This is a genomic window from Pseudoalteromonas sp. MEBiC 03485 (assembly GCF_004195145.1).
Lineage (GTDB): Bacteria > Pseudomonadota > Gammaproteobacteria > Enterobacterales > Alteromonadaceae > Pseudoalteromonas > Pseudoalteromonas apostichopi.
Genome location: NZ_SGBT01000001.1, coordinates 506319 through 521599, shown reverse-complemented (window position 1 = coordinate 521599; position 15281 = coordinate 506319). Strand labels below are relative to the sequence as shown.

General features: G+C 40.3%; 14 protein-coding genes and 1 tRNA gene. 10 read left to right on the top strand and 5 right to left on the bottom strand.

Features of this window, described 5'->3' with window-relative positions; translation table 11 throughout:
* Window positions 1-61 precede the first annotated feature (61 nt).
* Window positions 62-712 (bottom strand): isoprenoid biosynthesis glyoxalase ElbB, encoded by a 651-nt coding sequence (elbB, locus tag EVU92_RS02460; protein ID WP_130049877.1) that lies wholly within the window; start codon window positions 710-712, stop codon window positions 62-64.
* A 511-nt stretch (window positions 713-1223) separates the two neighbouring features.
* On the opposite strand from elbB, the gene polA reads away from it, so the two are divergent.
* Window positions 1224-3959, top strand: coding sequence for a DNA polymerase I (gene polA, locus EVU92_RS02455; RefSeq protein WP_130049876.1), 2736 nt, complete (start codon window positions 1224-1226; stop codon window positions 3957-3959).
* Between the two features lie 253 nt (window positions 3960-4212).
* Here the strand turns inward: polA and EVU92_RS02450 are convergent, their stop codons facing one another.
* Window positions 4213-5133, bottom strand: a complete 921-nt coding sequence (locus tag EVU92_RS02450; protein ID WP_130049875.1) for a triacylglycerol lipase — start codon at window positions 5131-5133, stop codon at window positions 4213-4215.
* 424 nt (window positions 5134-5557) lie between these two features.
* On the opposite strand from EVU92_RS02450, the gene EVU92_RS02445 reads away from it, so the two are divergent.
* Together EVU92_RS02445 and EVU92_RS02440 are read left to right on the top strand one after the other, a co-directional pair.
* On the top strand, window positions 5558-6145 hold the full coding sequence (locus EVU92_RS02445; RefSeq protein ID WP_130049874.1) for a YceI family protein: 588 nt from the start codon (window positions 5558-5560) through the stop codon (window positions 6143-6145).
* Window positions 6145-6663 (top strand): DUF1285 domain-containing protein, encoded by a 519-nt coding sequence (locus tag EVU92_RS02440; protein WP_130049873.1) that lies wholly within the window; start codon window positions 6145-6147, stop codon window positions 6661-6663. The genes EVU92_RS02445 and EVU92_RS02440 overlap by 1 nt, the downstream gene beginning before the upstream one ends.
* A gap of 4 nt (window positions 6664-6667) precedes the next feature.
* On the opposite strand, the gene yihA is transcribed toward EVU92_RS02440, so the two are convergent.
* Window positions 6668-7315: a ribosome biogenesis GTP-binding protein YihA/YsxC gene (yihA, locus tag EVU92_RS02435; RefSeq protein WP_130049872.1), complete on the bottom strand. Its 648-nt coding sequence runs from the start codon at window positions 7313-7315 to the stop codon at window positions 6668-6670.
* 283 nt (window positions 7316-7598) lie between these two features.
* On the opposite strand from yihA, the gene EVU92_RS02430 reads away from it, so the two are divergent.
* The 3 genes from EVU92_RS02430 to EVU92_RS02420 all read left to right on the top strand — a co-directional run bounded on the left by EVU92_RS02430 (window position 7599) and on the right by EVU92_RS02420 (window position 10094).
* Window positions 7599-8231, top strand: a complete 633-nt coding sequence (locus EVU92_RS02430; protein ID WP_130049871.1) for a c-type cytochrome — start codon at window positions 7599-7601, stop codon at window positions 8229-8231.
* A gap of 751 nt (window positions 8232-8982) precedes the next feature.
* Entirely contained in the window at window positions 8983-9582 is a 600-nt protein-coding gene (gene yihI / locus EVU92_RS02425) for a Der GTPase-activating protein YihI (protein WP_130049870.1), read from the top strand.
* A complete protein-coding gene (locus EVU92_RS02420) occupies window positions 9579-10094 on the top strand; it encodes a DUF2489 domain-containing protein (protein ID WP_130049869.1) in 516 nt (171 codons plus the stop codon). The genes yihI and EVU92_RS02420 overlap by 4 nt, the downstream gene beginning before the upstream one ends.
* A 59-nt stretch (window positions 10095-10153) precedes the next feature.
* On the opposite strand, the gene hemN is transcribed toward EVU92_RS02420, so the two are convergent.
* Complete coding sequence (gene hemN / locus EVU92_RS02415) at window positions 10154-11527, bottom strand: oxygen-independent coproporphyrinogen III oxidase (RefSeq protein ID WP_130049868.1); 1374 nt, start codon at window positions 11525-11527, stop codon at window positions 10154-10156.
* A 272-nt stretch (window positions 11528-11799) separates the two neighbouring features.
* Between hemN and EVU92_RS02410 the strand changes: the two genes are divergently transcribed.
* The 4 genes from EVU92_RS02410 (at window position 11800) to EVU92_RS02395 (ending at window position 13934) form a co-directional block, all read left to right on the top strand.
* Window positions 11800-11876 (top strand) — tRNA-Ile (locus tag EVU92_RS02410).
* 250 nt (window positions 11877-12126) lie between these two features.
* The gene (locus EVU92_RS02405) at window positions 12127-12834 is read left to right on the top strand and encodes a hypothetical protein (protein WP_130049867.1); all 708 of its coding nucleotides are present in this window, start codon (window positions 12127-12129) and stop codon (window positions 12832-12834) included.
* A 21-nt stretch (window positions 12835-12855) separates the two neighbouring features.
* Window positions 12856-13359 carry a sigma-70 family RNA polymerase sigma factor gene (locus tag EVU92_RS02400; RefSeq protein ID WP_130049866.1) on the top strand — a complete coding sequence of 168 codons (504 nt, stop codon included), beginning with the start codon at window positions 12856-12858 and terminating at the stop codon, window positions 13357-13359.
* A 5-nt stretch (window positions 13360-13364) separates the two neighbouring features.
* A complete protein-coding gene (locus EVU92_RS02395; RefSeq protein WP_130049865.1) occupies window positions 13365-13934 on the top strand; it encodes a hypothetical protein in 570 nt (189 codons plus the stop codon).
* A 246-nt stretch (window positions 13935-14180) separates the two neighbouring features.
* Here the strand turns inward: EVU92_RS02395 and galE are convergent, their stop codons facing one another.
* Window positions 14181-15194, bottom strand: coding sequence for a UDP-glucose 4-epimerase GalE (galE, locus tag EVU92_RS02390; protein ID WP_130049864.1), 1014 nt, complete (start codon window positions 15192-15194; stop codon window positions 14181-14183).
* Between the last annotated feature and the right edge of the window lie 87 nt (window positions 15195-15281).

Below are 15281 nucleotides of genomic sequence, written 5' to 3'. Positions count from 1 at the left end.
CTTCATTTTTTGCGTTAGCGCAAGAAAAGCCTGCATTAGATGCTGGCTATTTGCCCGATTATTAAGCGAGTTCTAATACTTTTTTTACTAATTTTTCGATACCTGCGTCAGCATCTAAAATGCTTTGTGCCAACATATAAGCAGGGGTTGTGACCACTTTATGCTGCTGATCAACAACGATCTCATTAACTGCACAGTTCTGATGTGCACCGCCAAGCTGCTCGATAGCTGCTGCTGTATCAGCGTCGTTACCAATGGTGGTTTTGACACCCTTGCCATATATAAGTGGAAGCATCGCAGGGGCAATGCAAATATACCCAGCCGCTTTATTGGCCTCGACAAAGGCTTTCGCAGTTGTAAGTACATCACTTTGAACTTGGGCATCTACGCCCTTGACTGCAAAATCTGATAAGTTTTTCGCGGCACCAAAACCACCTGGTACAATCAAAGCGTCGAATTCATTTACATTTAGCTCTGTAAGGGCTTTAATTTCACCACGTGCAATGCGAGCAGCTTCAACTAACACATTACGGTTAGGTGCCATTTCTTCACCTGTTAGGTGATTAATGGTATGCATTTGTTCAATATCAGGTGCGAAGCACTCATAGCTCGCGCCTGCTTTGGCTATATGTAATAAAGTTAATACTGACTCATTGATCTCTGCGCCGTCGTAAACGCCGCAACCTGCTAAAATAACTGCCACTTTTTTCATTTTTGAACTCTCCTTAATGCGATTAGCTTTAGTTTAACAAGGATACGAGTCAGCCGACAAAATAAAAAATTTTTGTAGCTCGATAACTCGCAAAGCGTTATGAATAGCTGTTTATGCCTTTTTATAAATAACTAACGAAAAAAAAAGTATAAAGGATCGCTATGATCTTTGATCCATTATGCTAGAATACTCCCCCGGTTATGAAAAGGGATGTTAATTCGGTATCGAATAAGCAAAAGGTTATCGCTACTAAAACCGTTTTCCACATCGGACTAAAATAATAAAAAAAGAACGTCGTAATATCTTTTTTAAATCAAAACATGAACTTACTAAAATTTCCTAAATGTTTTTTCATTTTGGGAGAATTAACTCTGTCTGTTATCTACAAAGTTATCCACAGCTTGCTCTTTAATAAACCTCTATTGGTTAATAATTCACAGTCGTTTTCTTGATGGCCTTATGGCATGCTTACAAACAATTTAATGTTATTCAATTAGGATCCAATTTCACCATGGCTCAGATCCCTGAAAATCCACTTATTCTTGTTGATGGTTCTTCTTATTTATTCCGTGCATATCATTCGCCACCACACCTTACTAACTCAAAAGGTGAAGCGACAGGCGCAATCTATGGCGTAGTTAATATGCTTAAGAGTTTGATCAAGCAATATGATCCATCACACATGGTGGTGGTATTTGATGCCAAAGGTAAAACCTTCAGAAATGACATGTATAGCGAATATAAAGCTAATCGCCCACCAATGCCGGATGACTTACGCACTCAGATCGCACCATTGCATAACATTATTAAAGCAATGGGTTTTCCGCTTATTAGTATTGAAGGTGTTGAGGCTGATGATGTCATTGGTACGTTTGCGCGTATTGCTTCAGAGCAGCAACGTCATGTACTGATCTCTACCGGCGATAAAGATATGGCGCAGCTTGTTAATGAGCATGTCACGCTTATTAATACGATGACTGATAGCATTTCAGATCCAGACACTGTGGTTGAGAAGTTTGGTGTTGGCCCTGAGCTGATCATTGATTATCTTGCCTTAATGGGCGACAAAGTAGATAACATTCCAGGTGTTGATGGCTGTGGTCCAAAAACAGCGGTGAAATGGCTGCAAAAATATGGATCATTGCAAGGTGTAATTGATCATGCTGGTGAAATTAAAGGCAAAATTGGTGAAAAGCTTGCTGCAGCACTTGATCATCTGCCACTTAGCTATGAATTAGCAACAATTAAGTGTGATGTTGACGTTGAGTCGGATCTAGAAAGCTTTAAGCTGCAAGAACCTAATCGTGACGAACTTATCGCACTCTATGGTGAGTGTGAGTTCCGCCGCTGGTTAGCTGAACTACTTGATAACCCTAAAGATGCTGACACTCATTTAGATGTACCAACAGAAGCTAACGAATTACCAAAAGTTGCTGATGCGCATTATGAAACAATTTTAACTGAAGAACAGCTTGATACCTTAGTGACGCAGTTAAATGATGCCGAACTTTTTGCTTTTGATACTGAAACAACCAGCCTCGATTATATGCAAGCGCAATTGGTCGGTATGAGCTTTGCGGTTAAAGCAGGAGAAGCAGCGTATTTACCGGTAGCACATGATTATCCAGATGCGCCAGATCAATTAAGTTTAGAAACTGTAATGGCAAAAATTGGTCCAATCTTAGCTGACGAAAACAAAGCGAAAGTTGGACAAAACTTAAAATACGATAAAAGTGTGTTAGCGAATGCTGGCTACGAGCTAAAAGGCATTAAGTATGACACTATGCTGGAGTCGTATGTATTTAATAGTGTAGGTAGCCGTCATGATATGGACTCACTGGCACTTAAATACTTAGGCCACAAAAATATTAGCTTCGAAGATATCGCTGGCAAAGGTAAAAAGCAGTTAACATTTAACCAAATTGAGCTTGAAAAAGCGGCACCGTATGCCGCTGAAGATGCAGATATAACACTTCGTCTTCACCAAGTTTTATGGCCAAAAATTGATGCAGATAATCAGCTAAAGTCGGTATTTGAAGACATAGAATTACCTCTCGTTTCTGTGCTTTCTGATATTGAACGTACAGGTGTTGCAATTGATAGCAACATGCTGGCAGCTCATAGCCAACGTTTGGGTGAACGCTTATTAGAACTTGAGCAAGAAGCCTATGATATTGCAGGTGAAAAATTTAACTTAGGCTCGCCTAAGCAGCTACAAGCGATTTTGTTTGAAAAGTTAGAGCTTCCTGTTATCAAGAAAACACCAAAGGGTGCACCTTCAACTGCAGAAGAAGTGCTGCAAGAATTAGCTCATGATTACCCATTACCTAAGGTGATTATTGAGCATCGTGGTTTGTCAAAACTGAAATCAACGTACACAGATAAACTACCGCTAATGGTTAATGAGCGCACTAAGCGAGTGCATACTTCGTATCATCAAGCAGTAACAGCAACAGGGCGTTTAAGCTCAACTGATCCTAACTTACAGAATATTCCAATTCGTTCAGAAGAGGGACGTCGTATTCGTGAAGCCTTTATTGCTGCTCCTAGCCATAAAATTGTGGCGGCCGACTACAGCCAAATTGAATTACGTATCATGGCGCATTTATCACAAGATAAAGGCCTACTCACTGCATTTGCAAATGGCTTAGATGTTCATAGTGCAACAGCAGCAGAAGTTTTCGGGGTAAGTCTTGAAGAGGTTACCAGCGATATGCGCCGTAAAGCAAAAGCGGTTAACTTTGGCTTAATTTATGGCATGTCGGCATTTGGTTTATCACGTCAATTAGATGTGCCACGCCATGAAGCACAACATTATATTGATAAATATTTTGAGCGTTTCCCAGGCGTACTTGAGTACATGGAAACAACTCGTGAAAAAGCAGCAGAGAAAGGCTATGTAGAGACGATTTTTGGTCGTCGCTTACATTTACCAGAAATCAATGCACGTAACGGTGCTCGTCGTAAAGCTGCAGAACGTGCTGCTATCAATGCACCCATGCAAGGTACGGCCGCAGATATTATCAAAAAAGCGATGCTTAAAGTTCATCAATGGGTGAATGCACAAGCTGAAGGTTCAGTGAAGCTTCTAATGCAAGTGCACGATGAATTAGTTTTTGAAATTAAAGAAGAGTGTGTTGATGAGTATAAAGCTGAAATATGTAAGTTAATGTCTGAAGCTGCTACTCTCGATGTGCCATTGATTGTTGAAGCCGACAGTGGTGACAACTGGCAGCAAGCTCACTAATAGTCGCAATAAATGAGAGCTGTCAGCTATCAGCCGTCAGCTTTCAGACTAAAAGTTAGCGATTTGCTTGACCGTTATATCGCCTTTTATCTCGAATCTAGCTTCCAATGTAAGGGTCGCGGCATAAAGCCGCTGCTACAGGTAGGCGTGAAACTTGTTTCGCGCGTCTGACCGCTGAAGGCTGATCGCTTCTGTATATAGAGCATCGCTTCGTGCGACCCGATTTAGCCAAAAATAAATCATTACTCTTTAACTATAACCCCAACTCCCGCAATCTCTTTACGTGTTGACGATAAAGCTCAATAGGGTCAACTTCACGAAAATTGTGTAAACCAATAAACTGATTAATCTCATCTAAGTGGTTCATTTCATAATTATCTTTAATTACATAGCCTAAATGACTACTACAGCGTGATATAAGGCCATCATCTTTTCCTAAAATGAGTAATGAGCCAAGTAGCATGGGCAAATCAGTTAGATCCAGTATATTAGTGAGTGCTGCTGTACCACTCCACGAAAAATAGTACACACCATTTTCGGCAACTATCTGACCTTGCTCGCATTTATTTACCGGTAAGCCTTCAGGGTATTTTTGATTAAATGTGTTCGCACCCTGAGTACTTAAGCTATTTAATGCACCAAGTGTGTTTTGTGGTAATTCACTGTTACCTGATAGTAGTGAAATAACACCACCAAGCGCATCAAATATTAACTGGGCTGCATGTTGTGCTTGAGAGTTTGCTGGCAGTTTTTGATTAATAAGATCAATAATTTCACTACCATAATTTGCCCCTCCGATACTGGTTACGGAGGCAATAAGATCAGGTCTAGTTGATGCAACGTAGCGCACAGTTTGCGCTCCTTGACTGTGGCCAATCAAGTTTACTTTTTTGGCACCTGTCAATGCTAAAATTGTTTCGACATGAGTGAGTAATTGTTCGCCTCGTACCTCAGAGCTATTTATAGCAGAGACCGCTGGCGTGAACACCAAGGTACCATCTTGGTTGAGACTGGTTGCAACATTATAAAAATAATCGAGGCCGAGTAGATTATCAAAACCCATTAGCCCGTGAACTAAAACAACAGGATATTGTGTCGTTGTTTTTTTTGCATGACAGCAAGGATTCATGAAAAAAAGTAAGGTAACAAATAAAAATAAGGGGATTTTCTTCATACCTTTTACTCTTCTACTGCAATTTTTATCACTAACAAGCCTTAAAAAAGTCTGATTTTAGCGTGCTTTAAATTCACTTTACCCTAAATTACGGCTCGCTGTAATGTTAATTTAAGGTAAACAAGAAAAGATGGTTTTAGTGTTTCGTTATATCTTTATCAATTTGTGTTGTTTCTGCGGTTGTGCAATTTATTTTTAATCTGGTATTTGCTAAAGTCCGCGCCGTCCTCATCCTGTAGGACATCCTGTTGATGATGCATCTGAAAGGGTGCAACGTATTGATAGCTTCTCCCCAGTTTGCTATAACGACTCACTCCTTGTTGAGTGAGTCGCTTTTTCTTTCTCTTATCATACAATTCATTGCACAAATCAACGCAAGTGATACCATCAAAGTGATTCTTATTTACTTTCGAAGGAATGCGTTATGTTTAAATCTATGGCAATTGCTGCCTTTTCATTATCGAGTATTTTAGTTGCCCCTTTAGCCAGCGCAAACTGGCAAGTTAATAATGAGCAAAGCAACGTGAGCTTTGTGTCTATCAAAAAGAACTCAGTTGCAGAAGCGCATCATTTCAAAAAAGTATCTGGAACACTAGATGAGCAAGGTCAATTTAAGTTGATGATCGACCTGGCATCGGTTGAAACACTGATCCCTATCCGCAATGAGCGCATGACTAAGCTGTTATTTGAAACGGCTAAATTTCCTAATGCTGTGTTAACTGCTGATTTAAGCAAAACATTGTTAAAACTTGAGCCTGGTCAACATGTACTTAAAGGTTTAAAGGCTGAGTTAGACTTTCATGGCAATAAAAAAGACCTAACAATTGATGTGCTTGCTAATATGTCACCGAAAGGCGATGTAACCGTATCATCTTTTACACCCGTTATTATTAATGCGAGTGATTTCAAAGTAACAGAAGGTATTAGCGAACTGCAAAAGCTTGCAGGTCTACCATCTATTGCAACAGCTATACCTGTGACATTCTCTTTGACGCTTGATAAAGATAAATAATGCAATCACTTGCCGAATTAGAAGCCGCTCTTCAGGCTCCCGATAAACCCTTTGATCAATGGCAGCCACAAAATTGTGGGCAATTGCCAATGACGATTGATGCGCAAGGGCGGTGGTTTTATGCCGGCAGTGAAATAAAACGCGAGGCAATGGTTAAGCTCTTTGCCTCAGTTCTTTGCAAAGAAGTTGATACTTATTTTTTAAAAACGCCGGTCGAGAAAATGGCCATTACAGTCGATGATGTGCCTTTTGTTATTATTGATTGGCGTTTTGAAGACACAGAGCAAGGTCCTGCGCTTTGTTGTGTCGATAATTTGCAGCGTGCATGGCTCGTATCAGCAAAGCAACCATTGGTATTACGTGAATTTGAAGGTGTCAGCGTGCCTTATGTACAATTAGTACATGGCTTGGCTGCGCGGGTATCGAGAAATGTGTATTATCAGTGGGCTGAAATAGCCTGCTCAGATGAGCAGGGCTATTATTTAGAATCATTAGCCAAGCGTTATTACTTAGCCTAAGTGTTTAAGCTTCAGGTTGTTCGTCAGACTCAGGAGCTTCAACTTCAATGGGTCCTAAAAACCACTCATCTAGCTTTTTAGCAACTTCAGGTAAGCCTGTGCCTTTTAATGAAGAGAAGGCATGAACTGTAATATCACCATCTAAGCTACTTAACTCACGGCGAACTTGTAAAACTTGCGCTTTACGTGCGCCTTGTTTGAGTTTGTCGGCTTTAGTTAATAGTGCCAGCACTGGAATTTCACTACCAACGGCCCAGTCGATTAAGTCACGGTCTAAATCTTTTAACGGATGGCGAATATCCATTAAAACAACGATACCTTTTAAGCTTTGACGCTTTTGTAAGTATTCACCTAGCGACTTTTGCCATTTTTTCTTCATTTCGATAGGTACTTTAGCGAAACCGTAACCCGGTAAGTCGATAAGGCGTTTATCGGCATCAAGTTCAAAGGTATTGATCAGCTGAGTACGACCTGGTGTTTTAGAAGTTCGAGCTAACTTTTGATCAGTCAAAGTGTTTAGAGCACTTGATTTACCAGCATTAGAGCGACCAGCAAACGCGACTTCAATCCCCGTATCAGCAGGTAAGCGTGAGATATCAGGTGCGCTGGTAACAAAGGACGCAGTGTTGTATTTGATACGAGATTTGAGCACAGGCTCTCCTAGTCTTTTATAAAAAATAACAAGCAGTGGCTAATTTCCACTTAAGGCACGTATTTTATACTATTAAAGCAGCATTCAAAAGCGTATTTAAGCGTGCTAAATTGGCTTTAAATTAGGAAAATTACTAAGTAGAAACTTAATCTAAGTCAAATCCCTATAAATTATGAGCTTAATGTGGGCAGAAAACGTGCCAGAGAATTTATTATCGTGTAGAATATAGAAATCACAACATCCATATTGTAGATGATACAGGGTCGGAAACAGAGAATTCACCATGAAAAAAATAGCACTATCTTTAACTATATTGCTTGGTACGTTGTCAGCAAGCAACGCAACAGCATTTGATGGCGATGTAAACGCAGGTAAAGAGAAATCGGCAACGTGTGCGGCTTGTCACGGCCCAGACGGTAATGCACCGGTTAATATCTACCCTAAAATTGCAGGCCAACACGCAGATTATATCTATAAACAATTACAAGAGTTTAAATTAGGTATGACATCTGGAGGCAAAGAAGGTCGTATGGATCCAGTAATGAGTGGTATGGCTATGCCGCTTAGCGATCAAGACATGAAAGACCTAGCTGCTTACTTCTCTTCTTTAAATATGTCTGCAGGTACAACACCTAAAGATGTAGTGGAAGTGGGTCAACAGCTTTATAAAGCCGGCGATGCTGAGCGCGGTATTCCAGCATGTGCTGCTTGTCACGGTCCACGTGGTAACGGTACATCACTAGCAAAATTTCCGAAAGTTTCGTTCCAACATCCAGAATACATCAAGTCACAACTTGAAAAGTTCCGTGATGGTACGCGTAATAACGACTTAAACGGTATGATGCAAGATATCGCTAAAAAGCTAACAGATAAAGACATCGAAGTACTTTCAAAATACTTAGGTGGCTTACACTAAAGTCTGATTGCGGATAGAAATACTCCGTATTAATATGTGATTAGTGTGAAAAAAGCAGCGCAAGCTGCTTTTTTTGTATTTAACACATGTCGAAATCTCCTACTCTCGTGTGAGACATTGTCCATAGTGAGCTGTAAGCTAAATCCTATTTTTATTTCTATTTTTAGCATAACTCTTTGTTATTAAATGGATTGCACTTGTTGCAATATCTTATCTGTAAGAAAAATTATATAAATTAGTTGTAACAAAATTATTAATGAGTAAATTAACCACTGTCGCTGAGACATCAAAAACAACATGGACAATGTAATAAGGAAAGTGATTGCGGCAAGTCTTTAGGGGTTGACACTGGTTAGGTGTCCTAAAGGAAATAACAAAAAAGCGTCAGGATTGACCGAGAATAATAAAAGCTCATGGAAGTTTAATAATAAAAACAAAATGGAATGCTACACGGAAGGTTAAAAAAATAACAAAATGGATAAACAATAATAATAAAAATAATAAAGACTAAAAAGTCGAAGGGAGAAGTGTCCAGATAATTGGCGCTCAGATTAGTAGGCGGTAGAGATGTTTTCTCTACCGCCTTTTTATTTGTCCTGTTACAATAGCCACCGTTTGTACTAAAAGTATAAAAAGTGCGCAGTTCGTCAAGTTGACCAACCACATCCGCACATCGAATTCTTCTGGTTATGCCAGCATTACAATGCCACAAAGGCGTTGTGCACAACCTCTTAAGTGAGATGATCAAGATATGAGTAGAAAGAAAAAGTCGCGTAAAATTCCATCAAATGGTCCTGTACGTTTAAGCAAAGAAAAGCTTAAAGAAATGCGCGCGTTAAAAGAGCAGCGAGTTAAAAAGACCAAAGGCGCTAAACCAGGGTCTCGAAATGCACCTGATGTACTAAGCGCAGAAAACGCAGCAGCGAACAATCAACCGAAAGATAAGCGTGTTGGTAGTAAAAAGCCTATTTCTTTAGTTGCCCCTAAGGCCGAGCCGAAAGTTGAAATGAAACGCAACTTGAAACCAATGGTTGAGCTTAAAAAAGTGGCTGAGCCTGAATTAACGCCAGAGCAAGAGTTAGAAGCGCTAGAAAATGACGAGCGTCTACTGAAGTTGGTTGAGCGTCATGAGCGTGGCGAGTTATTAACTGGTAAAGATGCTAAGTACTTTAATAGTCGTATTGCTCGTCATCAGGCTTTATGCGAGCTATTAGGTATTGAAGATGAAGACGAGTACGAAGATGACTTTGAAGATGATTCATTCGATGAAGGTGAGTCTGACTTCGATAAGTACTTATCAGATGACTTAGCCAACGAATGGTTTGATGACGAAGATGAGGATGAGCGATGAGCACAACCTTGATTATTGCCATAGTAATTGGTGCGGCAATTATCGCAGGGCTTGCGTTTTATGCAGGACAACTTCTTTATAAACTAAAAGAGCAAAATAAGCTTATCGCCAAGAAGCAAGCTGAGCATGAGCAAAAGCTTGCAGCATCAAAAGCAAAACGTAATGCAAAGTTAGCCGATAGCATTCATTTAATTGCCCGTGCAATGAATGAAGAGCAATGTGAGTTCTCTGAAGGCTGCTTACGCATTTGGGTGCTGATCTCTCAATACAGCTTTGCAGAAGAGTTTGAGTTAAGTGAGCGTTACCCTGGCATCTTTAAAATGTACGAAGTCGTAAAAGATATGCCAACGCACGATGCTCGAAAGAAATACTCTAAAAAAGAGGTTTTCAAAATGGACACCGTTCGCTGGCGTGCTGAAGAGCAGCATAGCGATGAGATTAAAGCAGATTGCGCCCGCATAATTGAAGAGTTTAAAGCCGCGCCAGGCAGCGAAAACGTAGTATTCAATTAAGCAGAAGTTGTGATTTAAGCAAAATAAAAAGCAGAGCCTAGGCTCTGCTTTTTGTTGGGCTAGATAACTCGTGAGAAACGAGTTTGCTTGATTTGTTGTTGTAGGTGCGCATCAAAGCACATACAAATAATACGAATAAATAAATTACCGCGGGCTGTTACTGTGATCTTATCTTGGCTAACAGTCACCAAGCCATCAGCAAGCAGTGGGTCGAGTGCTTTTAGTGCCTCACAGAAGTAGCTAGCGAAGTTGATATTAAATTGTTCTTCGATTGCTGGAATATCAAGCTCAAACTGGCAGATCAATTGTTTGATTACTGCGGCACGTAAAATATCGTCATCAGTTAGAGCGACACCTTTACATACTGCACTGCCAAACCCTTCTTGCACAGCTTTGTAATAGTGCTTTAACTCTTTTTCGTTTTGTAAAATAGCATTGCCAATTTGCGAAATAGACGACACGCCTAAACCTAATAAGTCACACTGTCCATGCGTTGTGTAACCTTGGAAATTACGATGTAATTGACCTGCGTTTTGCGCAATTGCCAGTTCATTGTCTTTACGGGCAAAGTGGTCCATACCGATAAACTGATAACCCGCCGCTAACATCTGCTCAAGTGTATTTTTGAACATAGTAAGCTTATCGCCAGCAGATGGTAAGTCAGCGTCTTTAATCTTGCGCTGTGCTGCGAATCTATCTGGTAAGTGAGCATAGTTAAATACCGAAACGCGATCGGGGTTTAGTTCAATAAGCTGTGCAATCGTCTCTTTGAAGCTCTCAGGCGTTTGCAAAGGTAAACCGTAAATCATATCGGCATTAATAGATTTAAAGCCAAGCTCACGAGCTTCACTAATCAAGCCTTTTACAGATTGCACGCTTTGTGGACGATTAACTGCCAGTTGCACATCATCATTGAAATCTTGAATTCCAAACGAGACACGATTGAAGCCAAGCTTACGTAGGTGAACTAGCATGCCATCAGCTAAAGAACGAGGGTCAATCTCAATACCACGCTCGGCATCATCAGCAAAATTAAAGTGCTGTTCAACTAACGTCATTAAGCGGCTCATTTGTTCTGCCGATAAAAAAGTTGGCGTACCACCTCCTAAATGCAGTTGCTCAACTTTATAATCAGCAAAAAGCGTTGCTTGCTCAGCAATCTCAAGCGCTAAATTATCTAGGTATAAATCGGCTTTGGATTGATGACGTGTGATCACCTTGTTACAGCCACAGTAATAACAAAGCTGACTGCAAAAAGGGATATGGATATACAGCGATAAAGAACGGCTTTTCGACGCTGCAATCGCGTTAATCATATCTTGTTGGTTATAACCATCAGCTAAAGACAATGCCGTTGGGTAAGATGTATATCGAGGCCCAGAAATATTGTACTTGTTGATCAGAGATTGATCCCAGCTTGGTAAATTTATCACAGTCAGCACTCCGCAAATGATTGAGCGGCTATTTTAACGAGTTTACTGATCTAGCTATTTGATCTAGAACAATGTCGGAAGCTAGAAACTAATCGGCATGCTTTAAGGTTGTTGTAAAAACAAAAAGTTTACTATTTGAGCAATTGAATTAGTGATTGTTAAAATAAAGGGTTTTGCTAGTGACAAGGTTACAAAAACTTTTTATACTGCATCCCGCTTTAGTCAGTTAAACCTGCTAAACGCATCAAAAATTTAGCTTTCGCTAATACATTGGCCCCTTAGCTCAGTTGGTTAGAGCACACGACTCATAATCGTTAGGTCCCCAGTTCAAGTCTGGGAGGGGCCACCATTTTCTTTATATTAAAACATGTAAATCAACGCTTTACACCAATCTTTAACAGTTTTGTTCCACTTTTGTTCCACCCATGTTTTTATCCTTAAAATTCAACCAAATAAAATTATTTTTAATTTTTTAAAAATATTTTGTCAGGTTTTTTGAGTTTGTCTCGTCTATAGCTGCAAATGACACGAAGTTGTTCTATTCGGTGGTAGCGATAGGCAGTGTCTTATGTATCTATTTTTACGAAAAGGACAAGCTCATGACGACTACAACATCAACTGTGAATACGCTAAAACTTGATTCAACGAATGCACCATTTAGTGATGCTGCTCTTTGGTTAAAAGAAGGTTGGGGGCTATTTAAAAAGGCGCCGTTTAAACTTTTCTTACTAATGACACTGTTCGCTATTTTGCCTGGGCTAGTGCAACTATTGCCAGCACCTATAGGTTTAACATTATCGAAATGGTTAGCGCCTATGTTAATGGCAACCGTGTGGCCTTTATTGTTTAACCTAAATAGTAATCAAGGCTTTTCATTTCGACACAATACAACATGGGCGAAGTGGGGACGAGTTGCGGTTTGGTCAGTAGTGGGTATTTTACTCGCGCTGGTGCAACTTGCTGTAGGGAGTACTTTGATTGGAAGTGAGCAGTTATCGGCATTATTATCTGGTCAGTTTGTTGATGTTGAGCGTTGGCGCGTAGGAGTTATGTTTGTATCAATTGTTCCTATAAATATGCTGCTTATATTTGTGGTACCTCTGTTACTTTTAAGTAATTCTTCACTTAGTGCAGCTGTAAAAGAAAGCCTTGCAACAGCACTAAGAGTGATTAAACCGCTAAGCGTGCTTTGTTTGATTAATATGCTTGTTACCTTTGCTGCACCGTATAGCCTTTTACCTATGCTACTGATGGGGCCTGTATTAGCGTGTACTTTCTTTTGTGCCTATAATCGTTTGTTCAAATAATAATAAAAACATGGAAGTACAGTGAAAGCTGATGTTCAAATAAACACATTGCTGAATGAATACGCGCCGCTGTTGGCGCGTGTTGCTGCAACCTACGAGATCAATCAAGCGTTACAAGATGAGCTAATTCAAGAGATGTCATTGGCGCTTTGGCGCGCATTTGAAAGTAATGAATCATCACCAGATATTGCCTTTCGAGGCGATGCTAGCATAAAAACCTATATCGCCCGAATAGCTCACAATAAAGCAGTTGATCATGTGATTAAAGAGCAAAACCGTAAAGAGGTTGCAAGCTCTGAGAGTGTTGATTACACCCAAGCTTTAAGTGCACACAAATCACAAGACGACAGTTTAGATTTAATGGCTGCCCTGCGTAAATTAACGCTGAAATATAGGCAGGTGCTTGCTCTACAGCTTGAAGGGTTTAATCAAAGTGAGATAGCCGAAACACTGGGTCTGTCTGAAGATGCTGTTGCGAAACGTGCAAGTAGAGCAAGGCAACAACTTGCAAGCCTAATGGAGTGAATGAAGTGGATAAATTCGAAGCAGATGATCAATTAGCTAAGTGGCAGCAGGCATTCGTGCAGGCAACGCCGAAAGTGGATAGCGCTGCATTAATTGCACAAACACAAAAGTCGCGAACTAAATTAAAGCTAAAAGGTTTAATAGACTCTTTATTAGGTGTTGTGGTAACCGTGTTTTGTATTTACGCCATGTTGTTTGAGGCAAAACATACTTATGAAACCTTCATGTTTGCACTATTAGTGCCTATTCCACTAGGTTTTGGCGTTTGGTCTTACCGTTTAAGACGAAAGCTTTGGCGGGCTGAAACGCTAGACGTAAACGCGATGCTCGACTTTAAAGAAAGCCAGCTGAAACACCAAGTTCATTACTGGTATGTGAGCTTTATTGGCTGTGTTGCTCTTTGGTCCGCTCTGCTAATTGTTGCCTTGTTTAACATGGTTATTTTTAAAACATACAGCCTATGGCTTATCCAGCTTGGTATCAATGGCATTATAGTGTTCGCTGTTTACATACGTCATAAAAAACTAAAATCACAGCTTGCTGCAGCGCTAGAGAGTATTCAAGCGATGCGCTGATATTGCTACTTGACGGGCTGTTCCTAAAACTTATATAACTTGTTATTCAAATAATAATAAAGGATATAAAGATGGAAGTTTTATACAGTATTTTGTTTTGGGGATCGCCAGTCGGCTTAGGGTTGTTCTTTTTCTTATCCTGCACTGGGGCTGGGGTACTTTTCTGGGGGATTGCGCAGCTTAAGAAAGCCTCATCAAATTAAAAAGCCGATGTGTGAACATCAGCTTTTTAATTTTAGACTTTGACTATTTGTAACCGTTAGGGTTATTACTTTGCCAGCGCCACGTATCTTGCATCATTTCATCGATGCCTCGTTCAGCTTGCCAGCCAAGCTCTTTTAACGCTTTTTCTGGTGCTGCATAGCAAGCTGCAATGTCGCCTGCTCTACGCGGTGAAATTTGATATGGGACAGCTTGACCGCTGGCTTTTTCAAAAGCGGTAACCATTTGCAGTACTGAGTAACCATTACCTGTGCCAAGGTTAAATACGTGTGCACCTGTATCAGTTGCAATACGGTTAAGTGCTTTTAAGTGACCTAATGCTAAATCGACGACATGGATATAATCACGAACACCTGTACCATCTACAGTATCGTAGTCATCCCCAAATACACCTAGCTTTGCTAGCTTACCCACTGCGACTTGCGAAATATAAGGTAATAAGTTGTTAGGTATACCATTCGGATCTTCACCAATCAGGCCGGATTCATGCGCGCCGACAGGGTTAAAGTAACGTAAGATAACAAAGGCAAAGCGTTCATCTGATTTTGCGATATCTTGTAGCATCATCTCAACCATAAGCTTTGATGTGCCATATGGGTTGGTCGTACCGCCAACCGGGAAGTCTTCACGAATTGGCAAACTTGCAGGGTCACCGTATACAGTTGCTGATGAGCTAAATACTAACTTAAATACGCCAGCGTCACGCATGGCATCAACCAAAGTCAGTGTACCTTGTACGTTGTTTTGGTAATACTCAATAGGCTTTACAACCGATTCACCAACCGCTTTTAAACCAGCAAAGTGAATAACACTATCAATTGCGTGTTCACGGAATATTTTGTCTAGGCAGGCTCTATCTAAAATATCACCTTGATAAAACGTGACGTCTTTGCCAGTGATTTGTTTTACGCGAGCCAATGACTCATTCGATGAATTACTTAAATTATCAAGAACAACAACGTCAGTGCCTTGTTGTAATAATTCTAAAACGGTGTGAGAACCGATGTATCCGGCTCCGCCGGTGACTAAAATGGTCATAAAATATCCATGAACTATACCTGGTTGAATTAGCCTTATTTCAGCACATTTCGGCTTAAATTACATAAATAAATTGTGATTTATAAC